Below are 18,620 nucleotides of genomic sequence, written 5' to 3'. Positions count from 1 at the left end.
GCGCCCCACGTGCGCCGGCGCACGACCCCGACGGGCGACGACGCACGCGGGGGCACCACCCGACGGATCCCGGCGAGCGACGACGCGCGCCGGCGACAGCAGAGAGGACCGGCGATGAGACATCGACGGACAGCGGCCGCCTTCACGGCCGCAGCACTGGCGGGCGGGGTGATGACCACGCTGCCGATGGCGGCCGCCGCGGCGGCACCCACCGACGGGCTGGTCGCGCACTACGCACTCGCCGGTGCGGGGGGCACGGCCGTCCCGGACGCCTCCGGCAACGGGAACGACGCGGAGGTCCTCGGCGGCGCCGAGCTGACCCCGGACGGGCTCGTGCTCGACGGCGTCGACGACTACGTCGACCTGCCCGACGACCTCATGGCGGGCCTCGACGCGATCAGCATCGCGCTCGACGTGCGCATCGACCCGGCACAGGCCGGCAACTACTTCATCTACGGGCTCGGCAACACCGGCGCCGACGGCGCCGGCGACGGCTACCTGTTCACCGAGGGCAACCCGTACCGGACCGCGATCGCGAGCGGCAACTGGTCGACGGAGCAGAACACGCAGGCGTCCCCGGCGGCGAACCTGACCCGTGGCGTGTGGAAGCACCTGACGTACACGCTCGCCGACGGCACCGCGGTGATCTACGAGGACGGCGCCGAGGTGGCCCGCAACACCGGTATCACCATCACCCCCGGCAGCATCGGCGACGGCACGACCACCGCGAACTACATCGGCCGCTCGCTCTACACCGCCGACCCGTACTTCCGCGGCGCGGTGCACGACTTCCGCATCTACGACCGGGCCCTGGACGCCGGCGAGGTCGCCGAGATCAGCGCGGCGAATGCCGCGGCGGCCGTCGCGGCCGACGCCGCCACGTTCACGATCGGCGACACCTCGGCCGTGTCGGGCGACCTCGTGCTGCCGGCCACCACGCCCGGTGGCTCGGCCGTCACCTGGCAGTCGTCGGACCCCGGCGTGGTCACCGCCGACGGCGCCATCACCCGCCCCGCCGCGGACGCGGGGCCTGCGTCCGCCACGCTGACCGCGACGCTCACCCAGCGCGGCGCGACGGCCACGACCGAGTTCACCGTCACGGTGCTCCCGCAGCCCACCGACCAGGTCCGCGTGGACGCCGCCGCCGCGGCGCTCGTGGTCCACAACGTGGGGGACGTGCGCGGCGACCTCGTGCTGCCCGCCACCGGTCCGGACGGCAGCACGGTGAGCTGGGCGTCGTCGGCCCCGGCGACCATCACGGCGACCGGTGAGGTGAACCGCCCCGCGCCCGGGTCCGCCGCCGCATCGGTGGACCTCACGGCCACCGTGACGATCGGTGCCGCGACCGCGACCCGCGTCTTCACCGCCACCGTCCCGGCGCTGCCGGCGCCGCAGGAGTACGAGGGCTACCTGTTCTCGCACTTCCTCGGCGAGGGGCTGCCGCAGGGGGAGCAGGTGTACTTCGCGCTGAGCCAGGGCAACGACCCGCTGCGCTACACCATGCTCAACGACGGCGAGCCGGTGATGACGTCCGAGACGGGCGAGATGGGCCTGCGCGACCCGTTCATCATCCGCTCCCCGGAGGGCGACAAGTTCTACCAGATCGCCACCGACCTGCGGATGTACAACGGGTCCAGCGGCAGCTGGGACGAGGTGCAGCGCCAGGGCAGCCGCAACATCGTCATCTGGGAGTCGACCGACCTGGTGACCTGGTCCGAGGGCCGGCTCGCCGAGGTGGCACCGCCGGAGGCCGGCAACGCCTGGGCACCCGAGGCCTTCTACGACGAGGCGATCGGGGAGTACGTCGTCTTCTGGGCGTCCAAGCTCTACGCCGACGACGACCCGGACCACACCGGGGACACCTACAACCGGATGATGTACGTCACCACCCGGGACTTCCACACGTTCAGCGAGCCGCAGGTCTGGATCGACCCGGGCTACTCGGTCATCGACTCGACCGTCGTCGAGCACGACGGCGTGTACTACCGGTACACGAAGGACGAGCGGGACAACACCTCGAGCACCCCGTGCTCGAAGTACATCACCGGGGAGAAGTCGACCGACCTGCTCTCGACGGACTACGAGCTGGTCGCGGACTGCATCGGCGCCCCGACCGACACCGCTCCCGGCATCGACCGGGGTGAGGGCCCGCTCGTGTTCAAGTCGAACACCGAGGAGCGCTGGTACATGTTCATCGACGAATACGGAGGCCGCGGCTACCTGCCGTTCACGACCACCGACCTCGACAGCGGGCAGTGGTCGCTCGTCCCCGAGGACGACGTCGACTTCCCGGCCCGGTTCCGGCACGGCACCGTGCTGCCCGTGACCGGCGGCGAGTGGGCCGCGCTGCAGGCGGCCTACGGCGAGGCGGCGACGGATGCCGCCGCGGTCGCGGCCGACCTCGGCGACGTGGCGATCCCCTCGGTCGACGACGTCCGCGGCAACATCACGCTGCCGACGGCGGGGGACGAGGGCTCCACGCTGACGTGGACCTCCAGCGCGCCGACGGTCATCACCGCGACCGGTGAGGTCACCCGCCCGGCGCCCGGCGCCGAGCCGGTCGAGGTCACGCTGACCGTCACGGCCACGCGCGGTGGGGCCAGCGCGTCGCGGACGATCGTGGCCACCGTGCAGCCCATGCCCGTGCAGGAGGAGAAGGCGGCGTACTTCTTCCCGTACTTCCGCGGGGAGACGAACACCAACTTCGAGGAGATCTACTTCTCCGTCAGCGAGGGCAACGACCCGCTCAGCTGGCAGCAGCTCAACGACGGTGAGTCGGTGCTCCAGTCGGACGTCGGCGAGGAGGGCGTCCGCGACCCGTTCATCATCCGCTCGCCCGAGGGGGACCGGTTCTTCCTCATCGCGACGGACCTCAACATGCACGACCTGTACGGCGGGTTCGACTTCGGCCGGGCGCAGGAGTCGGGCAGCCAGAACATCGTCGTGTGGGAGTCCACGGACCTGGTGAACTGGTCCGAGCCGCGTGCGGTGGAGGTCTCCTCCGACTTCGCCGGCAACACCTGGGCGCCGGAGGCGTTCTACGACTCCGAGTCGGGTCAGTACGTCGTCTACTGGGCTTCCAACCTGTACGAGACGACCGACGAGGCGTCCCGCGACGTCGCGACGAGCTACAACCGGATGATGTTCGCGACCACGCGGGACTTCGTGACCTTCAGCGAGCCCCGGCCGTGGGTCGACGTCCGGCGCGGTGCAGGCCGCGGCATGATCGACGCGACCGTCGTCCAGGACGGGGACACCTTCTACCGGTTCATCAAGGACGAGGCCTCGATGACGGTCCGCCAGGAGCGCTCGCCCGAGCTGACCGCCGTGGTCACCGGGACGCTGCCGACGACGACGTCGTCGCCGTGGCAGCTGGTCAAGGAGCGCGTGGGCGTCGGCCAGCCGAACCCCTGGGGTGGGACGTTCACCCAGGGCGAGGGGCCGCTGGCGTTCCGCGACAACGAGGACCCGTCGCACTGGTTCATGTTCATCGACCAGCCCTCGTACCACGGCGGCCAGGGGTACATGGCCTTCGAGACCGACGACATCGCCTCCGGCGACTGGACGTCCATCCCCTCGGCGGACCTGCCGTCCAGCCCGCGGCACGGCACGGTCATCCCGGTCACCCAGACCGAGTACGACCGGCTGCTCGCGAGCTACCAGCCGGACGCCTTCGTGGAGTCGGTCGCACCGGTCTCCGTGAGCACCACGGCCGGCAAGGCGCCCGTCCTGCCGGCGACCGTCACGGTCACGATGGGTGACGGCTCGACGAACGACCTGCCGGTCACGTGGGACGCGGTCGACCCCGCGTCGTACGCCGGTCCGGGCCAGTTCACGGTGACCGGCACGGTCGGTGCGGGCGTCAGCGCCCGGGCGACCGCGACCGTCACCGTGGTCGCCGCGGCGCCGCAGTTCGCGGACGTCATGGCCGGCCACCCGTTCTACGACGAGATCCGCTGGATGGCCGAGCGGGGCCTGAGCCTGGGCACCCCCGTCGGCGACCAGCGGTTCTTCTACCCGGCGGTGCCGGTGTCGCGGCAGGCGATGGCGGCGTTCATGTACCGCTACTCGGGGGTCGAGTACACGCCGGAGGAGGGTCAGCAGACCTTCTCCGACGTCGATCCCGACAACCCGTTCTACGAGGCGATCGAGTGGATGCACGCCGCCGAGTACTCGAACGGGTACGCGGACGGCACGTTCCGTCCGACGGCTCCGGTCTCGCGGCAGGCGATGGCGGCGTTCCTGCACCGCCTCGCGGGCTCCCCGAAGGCCGACGCGCCGGAGTTCTCCGACGTGCCGGCCGACCACCAGTTCGCCACGGCGATCGGGTGGCTGGAGGACACGGACATCACCGAGGGGTACCCGGACCACACGTTCCGGGCGACCGCGCCGGTCACCCGACAGGCGATGGCGGCGTTCCTCTACCGGTTCGACCAGTTCCTGTTCCGTCCCGCACGCGCGGCGGACTGAGCCGGAGCAGTGATCCGAGGGCCGGGCACCGATCGGTGCCCGGCCCTCGGGCGTCCCGCCGGACCGGGCGCCGACCGGCGGCGCTCGCCGGCGAGCGGCTACGGGCGGGCGGCGAAGCGCTCGAGCAGGTCGGCGTGCCCGGAGACGACCAGCAGGTCGTCGGGCGAGATGCGCGTGTCGGGCTCGGCGTACACGAAGTCCTGACCCGGCGACTTCACCCCGACCACGGTGACCCCGTACCGCTCGCGGATCTTGGTCTGGCCGATCGTGAACCCCTGCGTCTCCCGCGGCGGGCGCATCTTGACGATCGTGAAGCCGTCCTCGACCTCGATGTAGTCCAGCATCTTGCCGGAGACCAGGTGGGCCACCCGCGCTCCCGCGTCCGCCTCCGGGAGCACCACGTGGTGGGCGCCGATCCGCTGCAGGATGCGCGCGTGCTCGTTGGACGTGGCCTTGGCCCAGATCTGCGGGGTGCCGAGGTCGACGAGGTTGCCCGTGATGAGCACGCTGGCCTCGAGGTAGGAGCCGACGCCGACGACGGCGACCGGGAAGTCCCGGGCGCCGAGCTGCTCGAGCGCCTCGGGGTTGGCGGCGTCCGCCTCCACCAGCGGCACCCGCCCCGTCCACTGCGCCACCAGCTCCGGCTGCCGCTCGACGGCCAGCACGTCCTGGCCGAGGTTGTCCAGCGTGGACGCGATGGCCGAGCCGAACCGCCCGAGCCCGATCACCAGGACGCCGGAGTCCCGCTGCTGCTTCTCCTTCTCCCGGGACGCCCGGCTGCCGCGGTCGAAGCGCATGCTGTCAGCCAATGATCGGCCTCTCCTCGGGGTAGCGGATCACACGCCGACGGCTGCGCAGGGCGAGCGCGGCGGCGAGGGTCATCGTGCCAGTCCGGCCGACGAACATGAGCACGGTGAGGATGTACTTGCCCTCGTCCGGCAGCGTGGAGGTGATGCCGGTCGACAGCCCGACCGTCGCGAACGCCGAGATGACGTCGAACAGCACGACGTCCAGGGTCAGGCCGGTCACGGCGAGCATGGCGAGGCTCGCGACCAGGACGATCGTCGCGCTGACCAGCGAGACCGCGATGGCGACCTGCAGTCCCTCGCGGGGGATCCGCCGGCCGAAGGCCTCGACGTCCCGGTCGCCGCGGGCCTCGGCGACGATCGCCAGCAGCATGACCGCGAGCGTGGTCACCTTGATGCCGCCCGCGGTCGAGGCGCTGCCGCCGCCGACGAACATGAGCGCGTCGAGCAGCAGCCAGGTCCCCTCGTGCATCTGCCCGACGTCGACCGTGGAGAAGCCGCCGGACCGGGGCATGACCCCGGCGAACAGCGACGCGAGCACGGTGGCGTCCGCGTCGAGCGGGGCGAAGGTGCGCGGGTTGGTCCACTCGAACGCGGCGACGATCAGCGCACCGGAGACGACCAGCACGAGGCTGGTCACGATGGTCAGCTTCGCGTGCAGGCTCCACCGGCGCGGCGTGCGCCACAGCGTCAGCACGTTGAGCAGGGCCGGGAAGCCGAGGGAGCCGACGAACACGCCGATGATGATGGGCAGCAGGACCCACCAGTCCGAGACGTACGGGTCCAACCCCTCGGCCGTGGGCACGAACCCGCCGTTGTTGAACGCGGAGACGGCGTAGAAGACGCCGTGCCAGACGGCGTCGCCCCAGCTCTCGCCCAGCATGGCGAACCGCGGGATGAGGACCGCCGCGATCGCGACCTCGAAGACCGCCGACGTCAGGACGACGATCCGCAGCAGCGACCCGACCTCGCCCAGGCGCCCGGTCTTCGTCTCGGCGCTGACCAGCAGCCGCTGGGTGAGCCCGATCCGCCGGGACACGGCCAGGCCGAGCAGCGACGCCAGGGTCATCACCCCCAGCCCGCCGATCTGCATGCCGACGAGGATGATCACGTGGCCGAGCGTCGACCAGTACGTGCCGGTCGGCTGCACGACCAGCCCGGTGACGCAGACCGCCGACGTCGCCGTGAACAGGGCGTCGACGAACGGGGCACGCTGACCGGTCGCCGTCGCGGCCGGGATGGACAGCAGCGCGGCGAAGACGGCGACGACGGCGGCGAACACACCGATCGCCAGGCGGGCCGGCGACTGCCGGGCGAGCCGGTCCAGGCCGTCACGGCCCGGTGGCCGGTCCCGCAGGCGGTCGCGCAACCCTGCGCTCCTGCCGCCGACGCTCATGAGCGCCCACTCTCGCACGCCGTGCCCCCGGTGGCGCACGCGGCGTGCTGGACGGGTGCGCGCACGGCTACCGTGACCTCTCATGAGCGACTCCGTGCGCGTGGTGTGGAGCCCCGCGCTGCTCGCGTACAGCTTCGGCCACGGGCACCCCATGTCGCCCCTGCGGCTGGACCTCACCATGCAGCTGTCCCGGGCGCTGGGCACGCTCGCCGAGGAGGGCGTGCAGGTGGTCGACGCCGCGCCGGCCACCGAGGCGGACCTGCTCACCGTGCACGACGCCGACTACGTCGCCGCGGTCGTCAAGGCGTCGCGGGACGGGCAGCTGGACCTGGCGCGCGGGCTGGGCACCGAGGACGACCCGGTGTTCCCCGGCATGCACGACGCCGCCGCCCGCATCGTCGGCGGGAGCCTGGCGGCCGCGCGCGCGGTGTGGGCCGGGGAGGTCGCGCACGCGGTGAACATCGCGGGCGGCATGCACCACGCGATGCCGGGCGCGGCGTCGGGGTTCTGCATCTACAACGACGCGGCGGTGGCGATCCGCGGGCTGCTCGACGCGGGCGCCGAGCGGGTCGCGTACGTGGACGTGGACGCCCACCACGGGGACGGCGTGGAGCGCGTGTTCTGGGACGACCCGCGCGTCCTGACCGTGTCGGTGCACGAGAGCGGGCGCACCCTGTTCCCCGGCACCGGGCACGTCACCGAGCTCGGCGGGCCGGGTGCCGAGGGCACGGTGGTCAACGTCCCGCTGCCGGCCGGCACCGGCGACCGTGGCTGGCTGCGGGCGATCGACGCCGTCGTCGAGCCGGTGGTGCGGGCCTTCGCACCGGACGTCGTCGTGAGCCAGCACGGGTGCGACGCGCACCGGCGCGACCCGCTGGCGCACCTGCGGGTGAGCGTGGACGCGCAGCGGTACGTCGCCGGGCGGGTCCACGACCTCGCGCACGAGGTCGCCGCCGGACGGTGGCTCGCGCTCGGTGGCGGCGGCTACGCGCTGTACGACGTCGTCCCGCGGGTGTGGGCGCACCTGATCGCGATCGCCGCCCACGCGGGCCTGGACGCGTCCACCCCCGTGCCGCAGACCTGGCGGGAGACCGTCGAGACGCTCTCCGGCGCGTCCGCGCCGCACACCATGGGCGACGGCGTCGAGCCCGACTTCCCGCGGTGGGCGGACGGCTTCGACCCCGCTGACGAGCTGGACCGCGCCATCCGCGCGGCCCGGCAGGCGTCGTTCCCGCTGCACGGCCTGGACACCCTGTACGAGTGACGCGCGCGGCGGATGGGCCAGGCGGGGTGGGCTCGCTCGGTCCCCTTTCCCGCCGACGCCACAGGCCCTAGGGTGAGCGCTGCGTGTCCCGCCGTCGGCGGATCGCGACCGTCGCCGCACCGCCGGCCCGTCCCCTGGAGTCCAGCGCCACATGTCGAGCGACCAGCCCCGCGTGCGGTTCCTCACGGTGGCCGAGGTCGCCGAGGTGATGCGCGTGTCGAAGATGACCGTGTACCGCCTGGTCCACTCCGGGGAGATGCCCGCCGTCCGGGTCGGCCGGTCGTTCCGGGTCCCGCAGGACGCCCTGGACCACTACCTGTCCACGGCCTACATCGAGGGCGACCGGCTGACGTCCTGACCGGCGAACCCGGGCGCGTCGCGTCGGTGGCGGGGGAGCGGGTAAAGTGACCGAGGACTTTCGGCGTGCGTGGACGATCTGACCGCGCCGCGTGTCGATCCGACCAGCACCCGAGATTGTGAGGACTCATGGGCTCCGTCATCAAGAAGCGCCGCAAGCGCATGGCGAAGAAGAAGCACCGCAAGCTGCTGCGCAAGACGCGCCACCAGCGTCGCAACAAGAAGTAGTGCTCCGGGCCCGGCAGTCGATGCCGGGCCCGTGGTGCGTCCGGGCGGCGAGCCCGGTCGTCCCGGGGCGGCGTGCGCGCCGTCGGCTCGTGCCGCCAGCCCTCGCCGTCAGCCCTGCAGGCGGCGTCGCACCTGGCGCAGCGCCAGCCCCGCGACCCACGCCACGCCCGCCCAGCTGGCGGTACGCAGCCCGTGACGGGTGGCCGCGCGTCGACGCCCGCGCACGTCACGGATCGGCCAGCCGGCCGCCCGTGCGTGCCGGCGCAGCCGCTTGTCCGGGTTGATCGCGCAGGCATGCCCGACCGAGGACAGGACCGCGACGTCGTTCGCCGAGTCGCCGTAGGCGTAGGACGCGGCCAGGTCGATGCCGTCCCGCTCGGCCAGCGCGCGGACGGCGCTGGCCTTGGCCTTGCCGTGCAGCAGGTCGCCGACCAGCCGGCCGGTGTAGAAGCCGCCGCGGTGCTCCGCGACGGTCCCCACGCACCCGGTCGCGCCGAGCCGGCGCGCGATCACCTCGCCGATCTCGACCGGCGTCGCCGTCACGAGCCACACCTGGTGGCCGGCGGCCAGGTGCTCGTCGAGCAGGGCGCGGGTCCCGGGGAAGATCCGCAGCTCCATGACCTGGTCGTAGACCTCCTCGCCGATCGCGACGACCTCGGCCACCGAGTGCCCGGTCATGATGCTCAGCGCCGAGGACCGGATCTCGTCGATCTGCTCGGTGTTCTCCCCGAAGAGCTGGTAGCGGGCGTTCATGACGGCCGCCCACAGGATGTCCCGAGGGCGGAAGAACCCCCGCTCGAACAGGCCGCGCGCCAGGTGGAAGGCGCTGGCACCGCGGATGATCGTGTTGTCGACGTCGAAGAAGGCGGCGATCCGGGGGCCGGGCTCGGAGGCGACGGACTCGCCGGGCGTCGGATCGGGCACCCGATCACTGTAGCCAGCGGGCCTAGGGTTGCCTCATGACGGTCGGCGACGGGGCCAGGGTCGTCCTGCTCGGGCGGGCGGGGTGCCACCTGTGCGACGACGCCCGGGCGGTCGTCCGGACGGTCACCGCGCAGACCGGGGACACCTGGGTCGAGGTCGACGTCGACGCGGCGGCGGCGCACGACGGCGGCGCGCTGCGGCGGGAGCACGGCGAGGACGTCCCGGTGGTCCTGGTGGACGGCGTCCCGCGCGGGTTCTTCCGGATCGACCCCGACCGGCTGCGCAAGGCCCTGTCAGCGCCCCGCCGCACCCCCTAGCCTGGCCGCAGGACGGCGAGGGAGCCCCGGTGTGAGCACGGCGAGCGCGGTGAGCACGAGCAGCACGGCCCGGACGACCGGTCCGGGGCTGGCGACCGCGAGCGTGCGCGACCTGCCGCCGGCGACGGTCGGACGCCTGCCCGTGTACCTGCGCGCACTGCAGGTGCTCGCCGACCAGGGAGTGGTGACGACGTCGTCCCGGGCGCTCGCGGCGATCGCGGGCGTCGGGTCGGCGCAGCTGCGCAAGGACCTGTCCTACCTCGGCAGCCACGGCACCAAGGGCGTGGGGTACGACGTCGCGCACCTGTGCCGGCAGGTCACCGTGGTGCTCGGCCTGACCAGCCGGCGGCGCGTGGTCATCATCGGCGTCGGCCACCTCGGTCACGCGCTGGCGAACTACACCGGCTTCGTCGGTCCGGACTTCGCCGTCGTGGGCCTGGTCGACGCCGACCCGGCGGTCGTGGGGACGACCGTGGCCGGGCTGCGGGTGGACCCGGCCGAGCGGCTGGAGGACGTCGTGGCCGGGACGGGGGCCACCATCGCGGTCATCGCGACGCCGCCCGAGGTCGCCCAGGAGGTGTGCGACCGGGCGGTCGCGGCGGGTGTGTCGGGGGTGTTGTGCTTCGCCCCGCGCGCGCTGCGGGTGCCGGACGACGTCGACCTGCGCACGGTGGACCTCGGGTCCGAGCTGCAGATCCTGGCGTTCCACGACCGCCGCAAGCAGGGCGTGCGCGAGCTCGGCGCGCCCGAGCCCGGTGTCCAGCAGCGCGGCGTGGAGGCGCAGGGCATGACCAGGCGGGGCGTGCTCGCGCCCTGAGACGCGGCCCGGGCGCCGAGCCGGCCGCGGGGTGCGGCGGCTCGACGCCCGGGTGCCGGACCGGCCGGTGGACCGGTCGGCCGATCGGCGGGAGGTCAGCCCTGCTTGATGGCCGAGATCTCGAGAGCGATCTTGACGTTGTCGCTGACCAGGAAGCCGCCGGTCTCCAGCGCGGCGTTCCAGGTGAGGCCGAAGTCCTTGCGGGAGATCTCGGTCGAGGCGGAGAACCCGGCGCGCGCGTTGCCGAACGGGTCGGTCGCGGTGCCGTTGAACTCCAGGTCCAGCTCGACGGACCGGGTGACCCCGTGGATGGTGAGGTCCCCGACGAGGACGTAGTCGTCGCCGCGCGCGGTGACGGACGTGGAGGTGAACGTCCAGGTCGGGAAGCTCTCCACGTCGAAGAAGTCGGCGCTGCGCAGGTGGCCGTCGCGGTTCGCGTCGCGGGTGTCGATCGTGGTCGGGTCCAGCACGGCCGTGACGGAGGACGAGGCGACGTCGTCGCCGATCTCGACGGTGCCCTCGGTGATCGCCACCGAGCCGCGGACCTTGGCGATGCCGGCGTGGCGAGTGGTGAAGCCCGCCTCGCTGTGCGACGCGTCGATCGTCCAGGTGCCGGTGAGCGTCTCGGTCGGCAGGGTGGTGCTGGTCATGGTGTCCTCCGTGGTGGGCCGGGCCAGTCGTTGAAGGCTCAACGACCTGTTAGTTGATATTTCTACTATGATGGGCGGTGATGCGCAAGGCCCTGCCCGGAACGACCGGTCGGGGCGGCGCCCGCAGGAGGTGCGTCCATGTCCACCCCGTCGCCGACCGAGGTCCGCTGGCTGTCCGCCGGGCAGCAGGCGCACTGGCGCGCCTACCTGGTGGCGACCGCGCGCCTGCAGGACGCGCTGGGTCGCCAGCTCGAGCGGGACAGCGACCTGTCGCTGAGCGAGTACGAGGTGCTGGTCCGGCTCTCGGAGGCGCCGGGGCGCACGCTGCGCATGTCCCTGCTCGCGGACGAGCTCGCGCACTCCCGCAGCCGGATCACGCACACCGTGCGCCGGCTGGAGAGCGCCGGCCTCGTCGAGCGGCAGGCATGCGACTCCGACGGGCGCGGGGTGAACTGCCACATGACCGACGCCGGCTTCGCGCGGCTCGAGGCCGCAGCCCCCGGTCACGTGCAGGCCGTGCGGGCGCACCTGGTGGACGTGCTGACCGACGACCAGCTCGGAGCCCTCGGCGACGCGATGGCCGCCGTCCGCGACGCGCTCGAGCCGGCCTAGGGGCGTCCCGGCACAGCCGGCCGGGCGGGCGCGTCCGGGCGGATCTCACACCCCGTGCGGGGCTCCCCGGCGCCCAGCACGCGTGCGGGTTTGCGAGACTGAGGGCATGGTCGCCACCACGGTCCACCTGATGCGGCACGGCGAGGTCCACAACCCTGCGGGCGTGCTGTACGGGCGGCTGCCCGGGTACCACCTGTCCGAGCGCGGGGTCGCGATGGCCCAGCGGGTCGCCGGTTACCTCGCCGGCGAGACCGGTCCGGAGCCGGACGCGCCGCAGCGCGAGCGCTCCGACGTCGTGGACGTCGTCGCCTCGCCGATGGAGCGCGCGCAGGAGACCGCCGCGCCCGTCGCCGCCGCCTTCGGTGTGACCGTCCGGACCGACGACCGGCTGCTCGAGGCCGAGAACCGCTTCGAGGGCCTGACCTTCGGGGTGGGCGCCGGCTCCCTGCGACGGCCCGAGCACTGGCCGCTGCTGCTCAACCCCCTGCGCCCCTCCTGGGGCGAGCCCTACCGGTGGCAGGTGCGGCGCATGCTCGCGGTCGTCGACGCGGCGCGCGCGGCCGCGCGGGGCCACGAGATCGTGCTGGTCAGCCACCAGCTGCCCATCTGGGTCACGCGGCTGGCCCTGTCCGGGGAGCGCCTGTGGCACGACCCGCGCCGCCGGCAGTGCTCGCTGGCGTCGCTGACGTCCCTGCGCTACTCCGACGACCGCCTCGTCGGTCTGCACTACACCGAGCCCGCGGCCGCGCTGCTGCCCGCCGCCAACCAGGTCCCGGGCGCGTGAGCGTGCGTCGGGGCGCGGCCCTCGTGCTGGCCGCCGTGCTGGCGGTCGGCGGCTGCACGTCCGGGTCCGCCGCGGGGGGCGGCCGGACCGAGGACGGGCAGCCGGGCGGCTACATCGCCGCGGACGGGAGCACCCGCACGTGGGCGCCGGACGAGCGCGGTGAGCCGGTCGAGGTCGCCGGCACCGACTTCACCGGCGCCCCGGTCGACGTCGCGCAGTGGCGGGGCGACGTCGTCGTCCTCAACACCTGGTACGCCGCATGCCCGCCGTGCCGCGCCGAGGCGCCCGAGCTCGCCGCGATCGCGGGCGACTACGCCGACGACGGCGTGCGGCTGCTCGGCATCAACGGGACCGACGACGCCGGCGCCGCCGAGGCGTTCGAGCGCACCTTCGACATCCCGTACCCCTCGCTCGCCGACACCGACGGCCGGGCCGTCGCGTCGCTGCAGGGGTCGGTGCCGCTCGAGGCGGTGCCGACCACGGTCGTCCTGGACCGCCAGGGGCGCGTCGCGGCACGGATCCTCGGCCTCGCGGACGGCTCCACGCTGCGCGCGATGGTGGACGACCTGCTGGCCGAGCCGGCCGGCGACCAGGAGCCCGAGCAGGCGTGAGCACCCAGGGGTCGACGTGGCGCGGCGATGACGTCACCGTGAGGTCGACATGACCGGCGCCCACGCTGCCGCCGGCGTCGGGGCGGACTTCGCGACCACCGCCTTCTCGGGGTCCATGCTGCTCGCGATCCCGGTCGCCCTGATCGCGGGGCTGGTCTCGTTCGCCTCCCCGTGCGTCCTGCCGCTGGTGCCCGGCTACCTGGGGTACCTGGGCGGGATGAGCGGCGCCGCGCTGGGCCAGACCGGGCTCGGTCGCGGCGCGCGTCCGGCTGCGGCGGCGGGCCGGGGCCGGCTGCTCGCCGGTGTCGGGCTGTTCGTGGCCGGCTTCACCGTGGTCTTCGTCGCGCTCGGGACCCTCGCCGGCTCGGTGGGTGCCCTGCTGGGGCGCTGGGAGGACCCGCTCACCCGCGTCCTGGGCGTCGTCGTGATCGCGATGGGGCTCGCCTTCCTGGGGCTCGTGCCCGCGCTGCAGCGCGACACCCGCCCGCACCTGACGCCGACCGCCGGTCTGTGGGGCGCGCCCCTGCTCGGCGTCGTCTTCGGCCTCGGCTGGGCTCCCTGCATCGGCCCGACCCTGGCCGCGGTCATCGCGCTGTCCCTCGACGGCGGGTCCCCGGCGCGCGGGGCGACGCTGTCGGTCGCCTACTGCCTGGGCCTGGGGCTGCCGTTCCTGGTGATCGCGCTCGGACTGGGCCGCAGCGCGGGGGCGCTGGCGTTCCTGCGCCGGCACCGGCTCGCGGTCAGCCGGATCGGCGGCGGGCTCCTGATCGTCATCGGGCTGGCGCTGGTCACCGGGCTGTGGGGCAGCTGGACCCAGTCGCTGCAGGGCCTGGTCGCCGGCTTCCGGCCGGTGGTCTGATGGTCGGCTACCGGCCCGAGGGCATCGAGGACACGCTCGACGAGCGCACCCAGGCCGCGGACGGGCGCCCCGGGGCGCCCGTCGAGCTGCCGCGGCTCGGCCTCGTCGGGTGGCTGCGGTGGATGTGGCGACAGCTGACCAGCATGCGCGTCGCGCTGCTGCTGCTCATGCTGCTCGCGGTCGCCGCCGTCCCGGGATCCGTCCTGCCGCAGCGTCCGCAGGACCCGGCACGGGTGGCGGAGTACCTGGCGGACCACCCGGACCTGGGGCCGTGGCTGGACCGGGTCGGTGCGTTCGACGTCTACGCCTCGGTGTGGTTCTCGGCGATCTACCTGCTGCTGTTCATCTCGCTGGTGGGCTGCATCGTGCCGCGCACCCGGGCGCACCTGGGCGCACTGCGTGCCCGCCCGCCGCGCACGCCGCGCCGCTTCGACCGGTTCCCGGCGCAGGGCGGGTGGACGACGTCGCAGTCACCCGGTGACGTCGCCGGCGCGGCCCGGGCGGCGCTGCGTGGCCGGCTGCGGTGGCTGCCGCGGTACCGGGTGGACGTGCGCGAGGAGGGCCCGGGCGTCACCGTCTCGGCCGAGCGCGGCTACCTGCGCGAGACCGGCAACCTCGCCTTCCACCTCGCGCTCGTGGGCCTGCTCATCTCGGTGGGGACGGGACAGTTCCTGCACTACCGCGGCCAGGCGATCGTCCTCGAGGGCCGCGGGTTCGCCAACGCCGTCGTGGACTACGACACCTTCGAGAGCGGCGCCGGCTTCGACCCGTCGAGCCTGGTGCCGTTCTCCCTCACGCTCGACGCGTTCACCGCCGAGTTCGACCCGCAGACGCTCGCGTCGCGGTACTTCCGCGCGGACGTGACCGTCCGTGACCCCGACGGCGCGGAGCGGGCGGAGTCGATCCGGGTCAACCACCCGCTGACCGCGGGCGGCGCGAAGGTGTACCTGCAGGGCAACGGGTACGCGCCCGAGGTCACGGTGCGCGACGCCGCCGGCGAGGTGGCGTTCAGCGGCGCCGTGCCGTTCCTGCCGCAGGACGAGGTGTACACCTCGCGCGGCGTGATCAAGGTGCCGGACGTGTCCGCCGGGCCGCAGATCGGCATGATCGCCTTCCTGCTGCCCACGGCGGAGGAGCTGCTGCCGGGCCAGTGGCGCTCGACGCACCCCCTGCCGCGCGACCCGTTGATGGTGATCACGGTGTACTCGGGCGACCTCGGCCTGGACGACGGCGTCCCGCAGAACGTCTACGAGCTCGACCAGTCCGGCCTCGAGCAGTCCGTCGACGCCGGCGGCGCACCGGTCACCCTCTACCTGCGTCCGGGCGAGACCGTCGCACTGCCGGACGGCCTCGGCGAGCTGACCTACGCGGCGACCCCACGGTTCGTGGCCCTCGACCTGCGGCACGACCCCACGCTGCTGTTCGTCCTGGTGTTCGCGCTGACCGCGCTGACCGGTCTCGCGGTGTCGCTGTTCACGCCGCGGCGGCGGGTCTGGCTGCGGGCGGTGCCCGGTCCGGACGGTCGTACAGTGGTGACCGCCGCAGCGCTGGCTCGCGGCGACGACGTCGGGCTGCAGGCCGAGCTGGACTCGGTCGTGGCCCAGGTGGCCGGGCCGGACCCCGGTGCGGACGACGACGCCCCGCCGGGTGCGGACGCCCCACCGCACCCGCAGCAGCACGACCGACACCAGGACGCGGGCACGCGTCCGGAGGGATCACGATGACCACGGCGCAGCTCGGCGACCTCAGCACAGGCATGGTGTGGGCGGCGGCGACCGTCTACACGATCGCGCTGGTCGCGTACACGCTCGACCTCGCACGGATGGTCGACCGGCTGCCGGCCGCCCGGGTGGCCGCGGCCGGCGTCCGGTCCGGCGGGCGGGCCACCGGCACGCTCGTGGCCGACCGGGGCGACCGGGACGGCGCGACGGCCGCGGGCGGTCTCGGCGCAGGGGCGGGCCGGGTGCCCGGCACCGCGCCGGGGGTGGGCGCCCCGGGGCGGCGCCGGTCCAAGGCGCGGGGCATCGCCCGCTCCACGACGACGCTCGGACTCGTGCTGCACGTCGTCGCGGTGGTCGCGCGCGGTTTCGCCGCCGGCCGCGCGCCGTGGGCCAACATGTACGAGTTCACGCTCGTCGGCACCCTCGTCGCGGTCGTCGTGCTGCTGGCGGTGCTGCGTCGCCGTGATCTGCCGTTCCTCGGGGTGGTGGTCACCGGCTTCGCCGTGCTGGCGCTCGCGGCCGGGCTGCTCGTGTTCTTCATCCAGGCCGACGGCGTGCAGCCCGCCCTGGACAGCTACTGGCTGGTGATCCACGTCGGGGTGGCCATCACCTCGACCGGAGTCTTCACCGTCGCCTGCGCGACCAGCGTGCTGCAGCTGCTCCGCGACTCCCGCGGACGCGGGTCGACGGCCCTGGCCGGGCGCGGCTGGCGCTGGCTCGAGGCGGTCCCGCGGCCCACCGAGCTCGAGGCGCTGTCGTTCCGGCTGAACGCCGTTGGCTTCGTGCTGTGGACGTTCACGCTGATCGCCGGTGCCATCTGGGCCGAGCACGCGTGGGGCCGCTACTGGGGCTGGGACCCCAAGGAGGTCTGGACGTTCGTCATCTGGGTCGTCTACGCGGCGTACCTGCACGCGCGCACGACCCGCGGCTGGGGTGGACGCCGCGCCGCGTGGTTCGTCCTGGTCGGGTACGCCTGCGTGCTGGCGAACTTCACGCTGGTCAACATGTTCTTCGACGGGAAGCACTCGTACTCCGGCCTGTGACCGGCCGGGCCGCAAGGAGCGGTGGCGGCGTCAGCCGCCGGTGCGCGGGCCGGGGGTGCCGCGGCCGGGTGAGTCGTGACCGGGGGAGTCGTGCCCGGGGGCGTCGTCCTCACCGGTCGATCCGCCGTCGGAGCCCCGGGCGGGGTCGCCCGGCTGCCGCCCGGGCTCCTCGCCGGTGCGCCGGCCGGCCGCGTCCGCGCGGCGCTGCTGCTGCTCGAGCCGCCACAGGAACTCGGGATCGTCGTCGGGTGCCAGCGGACCCGGGGGCCTGCGCGGACCCGGCCGCGGGGCCCGCGGACGTGTGCCGCCCGAGCCCCCGCCCGCACCGCGCGCGCGGGCCTGGGACCGGGCGACCAGCCAGGCGATCGAGCCGAGCACCGGCAGCAGCACGATGAGCAGGATCCACAGCACGCGGGAGATGCCGTACCGCTCGTCGGACTCGCTGCGCCAGACGTCGAGGACCGAGTACACGACCAGCCCCAGGAGCGCGACGAACAGCAGGTTCCGCATGGACGACAGCCTATGTCGGGGTGCGCACCGTTCGGGCCTACCCTGGTCGGGTGCCCCTGGTGACGTACTCCGCCCTCCGGATCACGCTGCTCGCGGCGTGCTTCGGGCTCGGCTACTGGGCCGGACTGCGGACCTGGCTGCTGCTGGTCGTGGCGACGCTGGCCGCGTGGGGCCTGTCCTACGTGCTGCTCGCCGGTCCCCGCGACCGCGCCGCGACCTACCTCGCGCAGCGGGCCGAGGACCGGCGGGTCAGCGGGCGCCGGTTCTCGGGATCTGCGGAGTCGGACGCCGAGCACGAGGACTCCGTGGTGGACGGCGCGTCCGGCACGGAGCCACGCGAGCGCTGAGCGGGTCGGCGCACGCGGGTCAGCCCGAGACAGCGAGCCCGAGACCGAGCAGCACGCCGTAGGCCAGCTCGAGCATCCCGGTGCCGGCCAGCACCGGGACGAGGGCGACGCCGCGGGCGCCCACCCGGACCGCGATCGCCAGGAACGCCGCCCACGGCACGAGCGCGAGCACGAGCAGCGTCCACGGCGCCGCGACGGCGCACGCGACGGCGAGCAGCACGGGCACGGCGAGGAACGCCACGTACAGCCGTCGAGCGCGGTGCTCGCCCAGCCGGACCGCCAGGGTCCGCTTGCCCACCACGGCGTCCGTCGGCACGTCCCGCAGGTTGTTCACCATGAGCAGTGCGCAGGCGAGCAGTCCGACGCCGACCGCGCCGGCGACCGCGGGCCAGGTGGTCGCGTCGATCAGCACGTAGGTGGTCCCCAGCACGGCCACCAGGCCGAAGAAGACGAACACGCCCACCTCGCCCAGGCCGCGGTAGCCGTAGGGCCGCCGGCCGCCGGTGTAGTACCAGGCGGCCACGATGGACGCGGCACCGACGGCGAGCAGCCACAGGTGGCCGGTGACGAGCACGACGGCGAGCCCGAGCGCCGCGGCGACGCCGAACGCGGCGAAGGCGGCGCGCTTGACCGCCGCAGGCGGCGCGGTGCCCGAGGCGGTCAGCCGCAGGGGGCCGACCCGGTCGACGTCGGTCCCGCGGACCCCGTCGGAGTAGTCGTTGGCGTAGTTGACGCCGACCTGGAGCGCGGCGGCGACACCGAACGCGAGCAGCGCGAGCCCCGTCTCGCGCAGGCCCCAGTCGGACGCGTGCGCCGCGGCACCGCTGCCCACGAGCACCGGCGCAGCCGCAGCCGGCAGGGTGCGCGGACGCGCACCGGCGATCCACTCGGCGGCGGTGGCCAT

The 18,620-nt window shown here is 74.0% G+C and carries 19 protein-coding genes; 13 read left to right on the top strand and 6 right to left on the bottom strand.

From position 1 onward, the window contains the following. Window positions 1-114: 114 nt before the first annotated feature. Window positions 115-4,470 (top strand): immunoglobulin-like domain-containing protein, encoded by a 4,356-nt coding sequence (locus tag Q0840_RS00285; protein ID WP_298454640.1) that lies wholly within the window; start codon window positions 115-117, stop codon window positions 4,468-4,470. 98 nt (window positions 4,471-4,568) lie between these two features. Here Q0840_RS00285 and Q0840_RS00280 read toward each other — a convergent pair whose 3' ends face one another. Together Q0840_RS00280 and Q0840_RS00275 are read right to left on the bottom strand one after the other, a co-directional pair. Further along, entirely contained in the window at window positions 4,569-5,267 is a 699-nt protein-coding gene (locus Q0840_RS00280; RefSeq protein WP_298454637.1) for a TrkA family potassium uptake protein, read from the bottom strand. A gap of 4 nt (window positions 5,268-5,271) precedes the next feature. Beyond that, window positions 5,272-6,672: a TrkH family potassium uptake protein gene (locus Q0840_RS00275; protein ID WP_298454634.1), complete on the bottom strand. Its 1,401-nt coding sequence runs from the start codon at window positions 6,670-6,672 to the stop codon at window positions 5,272-5,274. Window positions 6,673-6,754: 82 nt separating this feature from the next. On the opposite strand from Q0840_RS00275, the gene Q0840_RS00270 reads away from it, so the two are divergent. The 3 genes from Q0840_RS00270 to Q0840_RS00260 all read left to right on the top strand — a co-directional run bounded on the left by Q0840_RS00270 (window position 6,755) and on the right by Q0840_RS00260 (window position 8,521). Then, window positions 6,755-7,936, top strand: a complete 1,182-nt coding sequence (locus tag Q0840_RS00270) for an acetoin utilization protein AcuC (RefSeq protein WP_298454631.1) — start codon at window positions 6,755-6,757, stop codon at window positions 7,934-7,936. A 151-nt stretch (window positions 7,937-8,087) separates the two neighbouring features. Then, window positions 8,088-8,294 carry a helix-turn-helix domain-containing protein gene (locus Q0840_RS00265; RefSeq protein ID WP_298454629.1) on the top strand — a complete coding sequence of 69 codons (207 nt, stop codon included), beginning with the start codon at window positions 8,088-8,090 and terminating at the stop codon, window positions 8,292-8,294. Between the two features lie 128 nt (window positions 8,295-8,422). After that, complete coding sequence (locus tag Q0840_RS00260; RefSeq protein ID WP_003792170.1) at window positions 8,423-8,521, top strand: 30S ribosomal protein bS22; 99 nt, start codon at window positions 8,423-8,425, stop codon at window positions 8,519-8,521. Window positions 8,522-8,629: 108 nt separating this feature from the next. Here Q0840_RS00260 and Q0840_RS00255 read toward each other — a convergent pair whose 3' ends face one another. Beyond that, entirely contained in the window at window positions 8,630-9,445 is an 816-nt protein-coding gene (locus tag Q0840_RS00255) for an HAD family phosphatase (protein ID WP_298454626.1), read from the bottom strand. A gap of 35 nt (window positions 9,446-9,480) precedes the next feature. Between Q0840_RS00255 and Q0840_RS00250 the strand changes: the two genes are divergently transcribed. Beyond that, window positions 9,481-9,762 (top strand): glutaredoxin family protein, encoded by a 282-nt coding sequence (locus Q0840_RS00250; protein WP_298454623.1) that lies wholly within the window; start codon window positions 9,481-9,483, stop codon window positions 9,760-9,762. A 31-nt stretch (window positions 9,763-9,793) separates the two neighbouring features. Next, window positions 9,794-10,579, top strand: a complete 786-nt coding sequence (locus tag Q0840_RS00245; protein WP_298454621.1) for a redox-sensing transcriptional repressor Rex — start codon at window positions 9,794-9,796, stop codon at window positions 10,577-10,579. A gap of 95 nt (window positions 10,580-10,674) precedes the next feature. On the opposite strand, the gene Q0840_RS00240 is transcribed toward Q0840_RS00245, so the two are convergent. Continuing rightward, window positions 10,675-11,229 (bottom strand): YceI family protein, encoded by a 555-nt coding sequence (locus Q0840_RS00240; protein WP_298454619.1) that lies wholly within the window; start codon window positions 11,227-11,229, stop codon window positions 10,675-10,677. A 138-nt stretch (window positions 11,230-11,367) separates the two neighbouring features. Between Q0840_RS00240 and Q0840_RS00235 the strand changes: the two genes are divergently transcribed. The 6 genes from Q0840_RS00235 to ccsB all read left to right on the top strand — a co-directional run bounded on the left by Q0840_RS00235 (window position 11,368) and on the right by ccsB (window position 16,859). Next, window positions 11,368-11,841 (top strand): MarR family winged helix-turn-helix transcriptional regulator, encoded by a 474-nt coding sequence (locus Q0840_RS00235; RefSeq protein WP_298454616.1) that lies wholly within the window; start codon window positions 11,368-11,370, stop codon window positions 11,839-11,841. 106 nt (window positions 11,842-11,947) lie between these two features. Further along, window positions 11,948-12,625 carry a histidine phosphatase family protein gene (locus Q0840_RS00230; protein WP_298454613.1) on the top strand — a complete coding sequence of 226 codons (678 nt, stop codon included), beginning with the start codon at window positions 11,948-11,950 and terminating at the stop codon, window positions 12,623-12,625. A gap of 2 nt (window positions 12,626-12,627) precedes the next feature. Next, on the top strand, window positions 12,628-13,236 hold the full coding sequence (locus Q0840_RS00225; RefSeq protein ID WP_298455493.1) for a TlpA disulfide reductase family protein: 609 nt from the start codon (window positions 12,628-12,630) through the stop codon (window positions 13,234-13,236). Window positions 13,237-13,285: 49 nt separating this feature from the next. Continuing rightward, window positions 13,286-14,095, top strand: a complete 810-nt coding sequence (locus tag Q0840_RS00220) for a cytochrome c biogenesis CcdA family protein (protein ID WP_298454610.1) — start codon at window positions 13,286-13,288, stop codon at window positions 14,093-14,095. Next, window positions 14,095-15,819, top strand: coding sequence for a cytochrome c biogenesis protein ResB (locus Q0840_RS00215; protein ID WP_298454607.1), 1,725 nt, complete (start codon window positions 14,095-14,097; stop codon window positions 15,817-15,819). Before Q0840_RS00220 ends, Q0840_RS00215 begins: the two co-directional genes overlap by 1 nt. Continuing rightward, window positions 15,816-16,859, top strand: a complete 1,044-nt coding sequence (ccsB, locus tag Q0840_RS00210) for a c-type cytochrome biogenesis protein CcsB (RefSeq protein WP_298454605.1) — start codon at window positions 15,816-15,818, stop codon at window positions 16,857-16,859. Before Q0840_RS00215 ends, ccsB begins: the two co-directional genes overlap by 4 nt. Before the next feature lie 30 nt (window positions 16,860-16,889). On the opposite strand, the gene Q0840_RS00205 is transcribed toward ccsB, so the two are convergent. Next, the gene (locus tag Q0840_RS00205) at window positions 16,890-17,369 is read right to left on the bottom strand and encodes a PLDc N-terminal domain-containing protein (RefSeq protein ID WP_298454602.1); all 480 of its coding nucleotides are present in this window, start codon (window positions 17,367-17,369) and stop codon (window positions 16,890-16,892) included. 50 nt (window positions 17,370-17,419) lie between these two features. On the opposite strand from Q0840_RS00205, the gene Q0840_RS00200 reads away from it, so the two are divergent. Continuing rightward, window positions 17,420-17,716, top strand: a complete 297-nt coding sequence (locus Q0840_RS00200) for a DUF4229 domain-containing protein (protein WP_298454599.1) — start codon at window positions 17,420-17,422, stop codon at window positions 17,714-17,716. A gap of 19 nt (window positions 17,717-17,735) precedes the next feature. Here Q0840_RS00200 and Q0840_RS00195 read toward each other — a convergent pair whose 3' ends face one another. Next, on the bottom strand, window positions 17,736-18,620 hold the full coding sequence (locus tag Q0840_RS00195) for a 1,4-dihydroxy-2-naphthoate polyprenyltransferase (RefSeq protein ID WP_298454596.1): 885 nt from the start codon (window positions 18,618-18,620) through the stop codon (window positions 17,736-17,738).

The organism is uncultured Cellulomonas sp. (genome assembly GCF_947494015.1).
GTDB lineage: Bacteria > Actinomycetota > Actinomycetes > Actinomycetales > Cellulomonadaceae > Pengzhenrongella.
Note: the sequence above shows the minus strand (reverse complement) of the source record. Positions and strands in the feature narration are given on the sequence as shown.

Excerpts from the sequence above, each read along its gene's own strand:
- Q0840_RS00285 (WP_298454640.1), top strand. The coding sequence starts at position 115 with ATGAGACATCGACGGACAGCGGCCGCCTTCACGGCCGCAGCACTGGCG.
- Q0840_RS00280 (WP_298454637.1), bottom strand. The coding sequence starts at position 5,267 with ATGCGCTTCGACCGCGGCAGCCGGGCGTCCCGGGAGAAGGAGAAGCAG.
- Q0840_RS00275 (WP_298454634.1), bottom strand. The coding sequence starts at position 6,672 with ATGAGCGTCGGCGGCAGGAGCGCAGGGTTGCGCGACCGCCTGCGGGAC.
- Q0840_RS00270 (WP_298454631.1), top strand. The coding sequence starts at position 6,755 with ATGAGCGACTCCGTGCGCGTGGTGTGGAGCCCCGCGCTGCTCGCGTAC.
- Q0840_RS00265 (WP_298454629.1), top strand. The coding sequence starts at position 8,088 with ATGTCGAGCGACCAGCCCCGCGTGCGGTTCCTCACGGTGGCCGAGGTC.
- Q0840_RS00260 (WP_003792170.1), top strand. The coding sequence starts at position 8,423 with ATGGGCTCCGTCATCAAGAAGCGCCGCAAGCGCATGGCGAAGAAGAAG.
- Q0840_RS00250 (WP_298454623.1), top strand. The coding sequence starts at position 9,481 with ATGACGGTCGGCGACGGGGCCAGGGTCGTCCTGCTCGGGCGGGCGGGG.
- Q0840_RS00240 (WP_298454619.1), bottom strand. The coding sequence starts at position 11,229 with ATGACCAGCACCACCCTGCCGACCGAGACGCTCACCGGCACCTGGACG.
- Q0840_RS00235 (WP_298454616.1), top strand. The coding sequence starts at position 11,368 with ATGTCCACCCCGTCGCCGACCGAGGTCCGCTGGCTGTCCGCCGGGCAG.
- Q0840_RS00230 (WP_298454613.1), top strand. The coding sequence starts at position 11,948 with ATGGTCGCCACCACGGTCCACCTGATGCGGCACGGCGAGGTCCACAAC.
- Q0840_RS00220 (WP_298454610.1), top strand. The coding sequence starts at position 13,286 with ATGACCGGCGCCCACGCTGCCGCCGGCGTCGGGGCGGACTTCGCGACC.
- Q0840_RS00215 (WP_298454607.1), top strand. The coding sequence starts at position 14,095 with ATGGTCGGCTACCGGCCCGAGGGCATCGAGGACACGCTCGACGAGCGC.
- ccsB (WP_298454605.1), top strand. The coding sequence starts at position 15,816 with ATGACCACGGCGCAGCTCGGCGACCTCAGCACAGGCATGGTGTGGGCG.
- Q0840_RS00205 (WP_298454602.1), bottom strand. The coding sequence starts at position 17,369 with ATGCGGAACCTGCTGTTCGTCGCGCTCCTGGGGCTGGTCGTGTACTCG.
- Q0840_RS00195 (WP_298454596.1), bottom strand. The coding sequence starts at position 18,620 with ATGGCCACCGCCGCCGAGTGGATCGCCGGTGCGCGTCCGCGCACCCTG.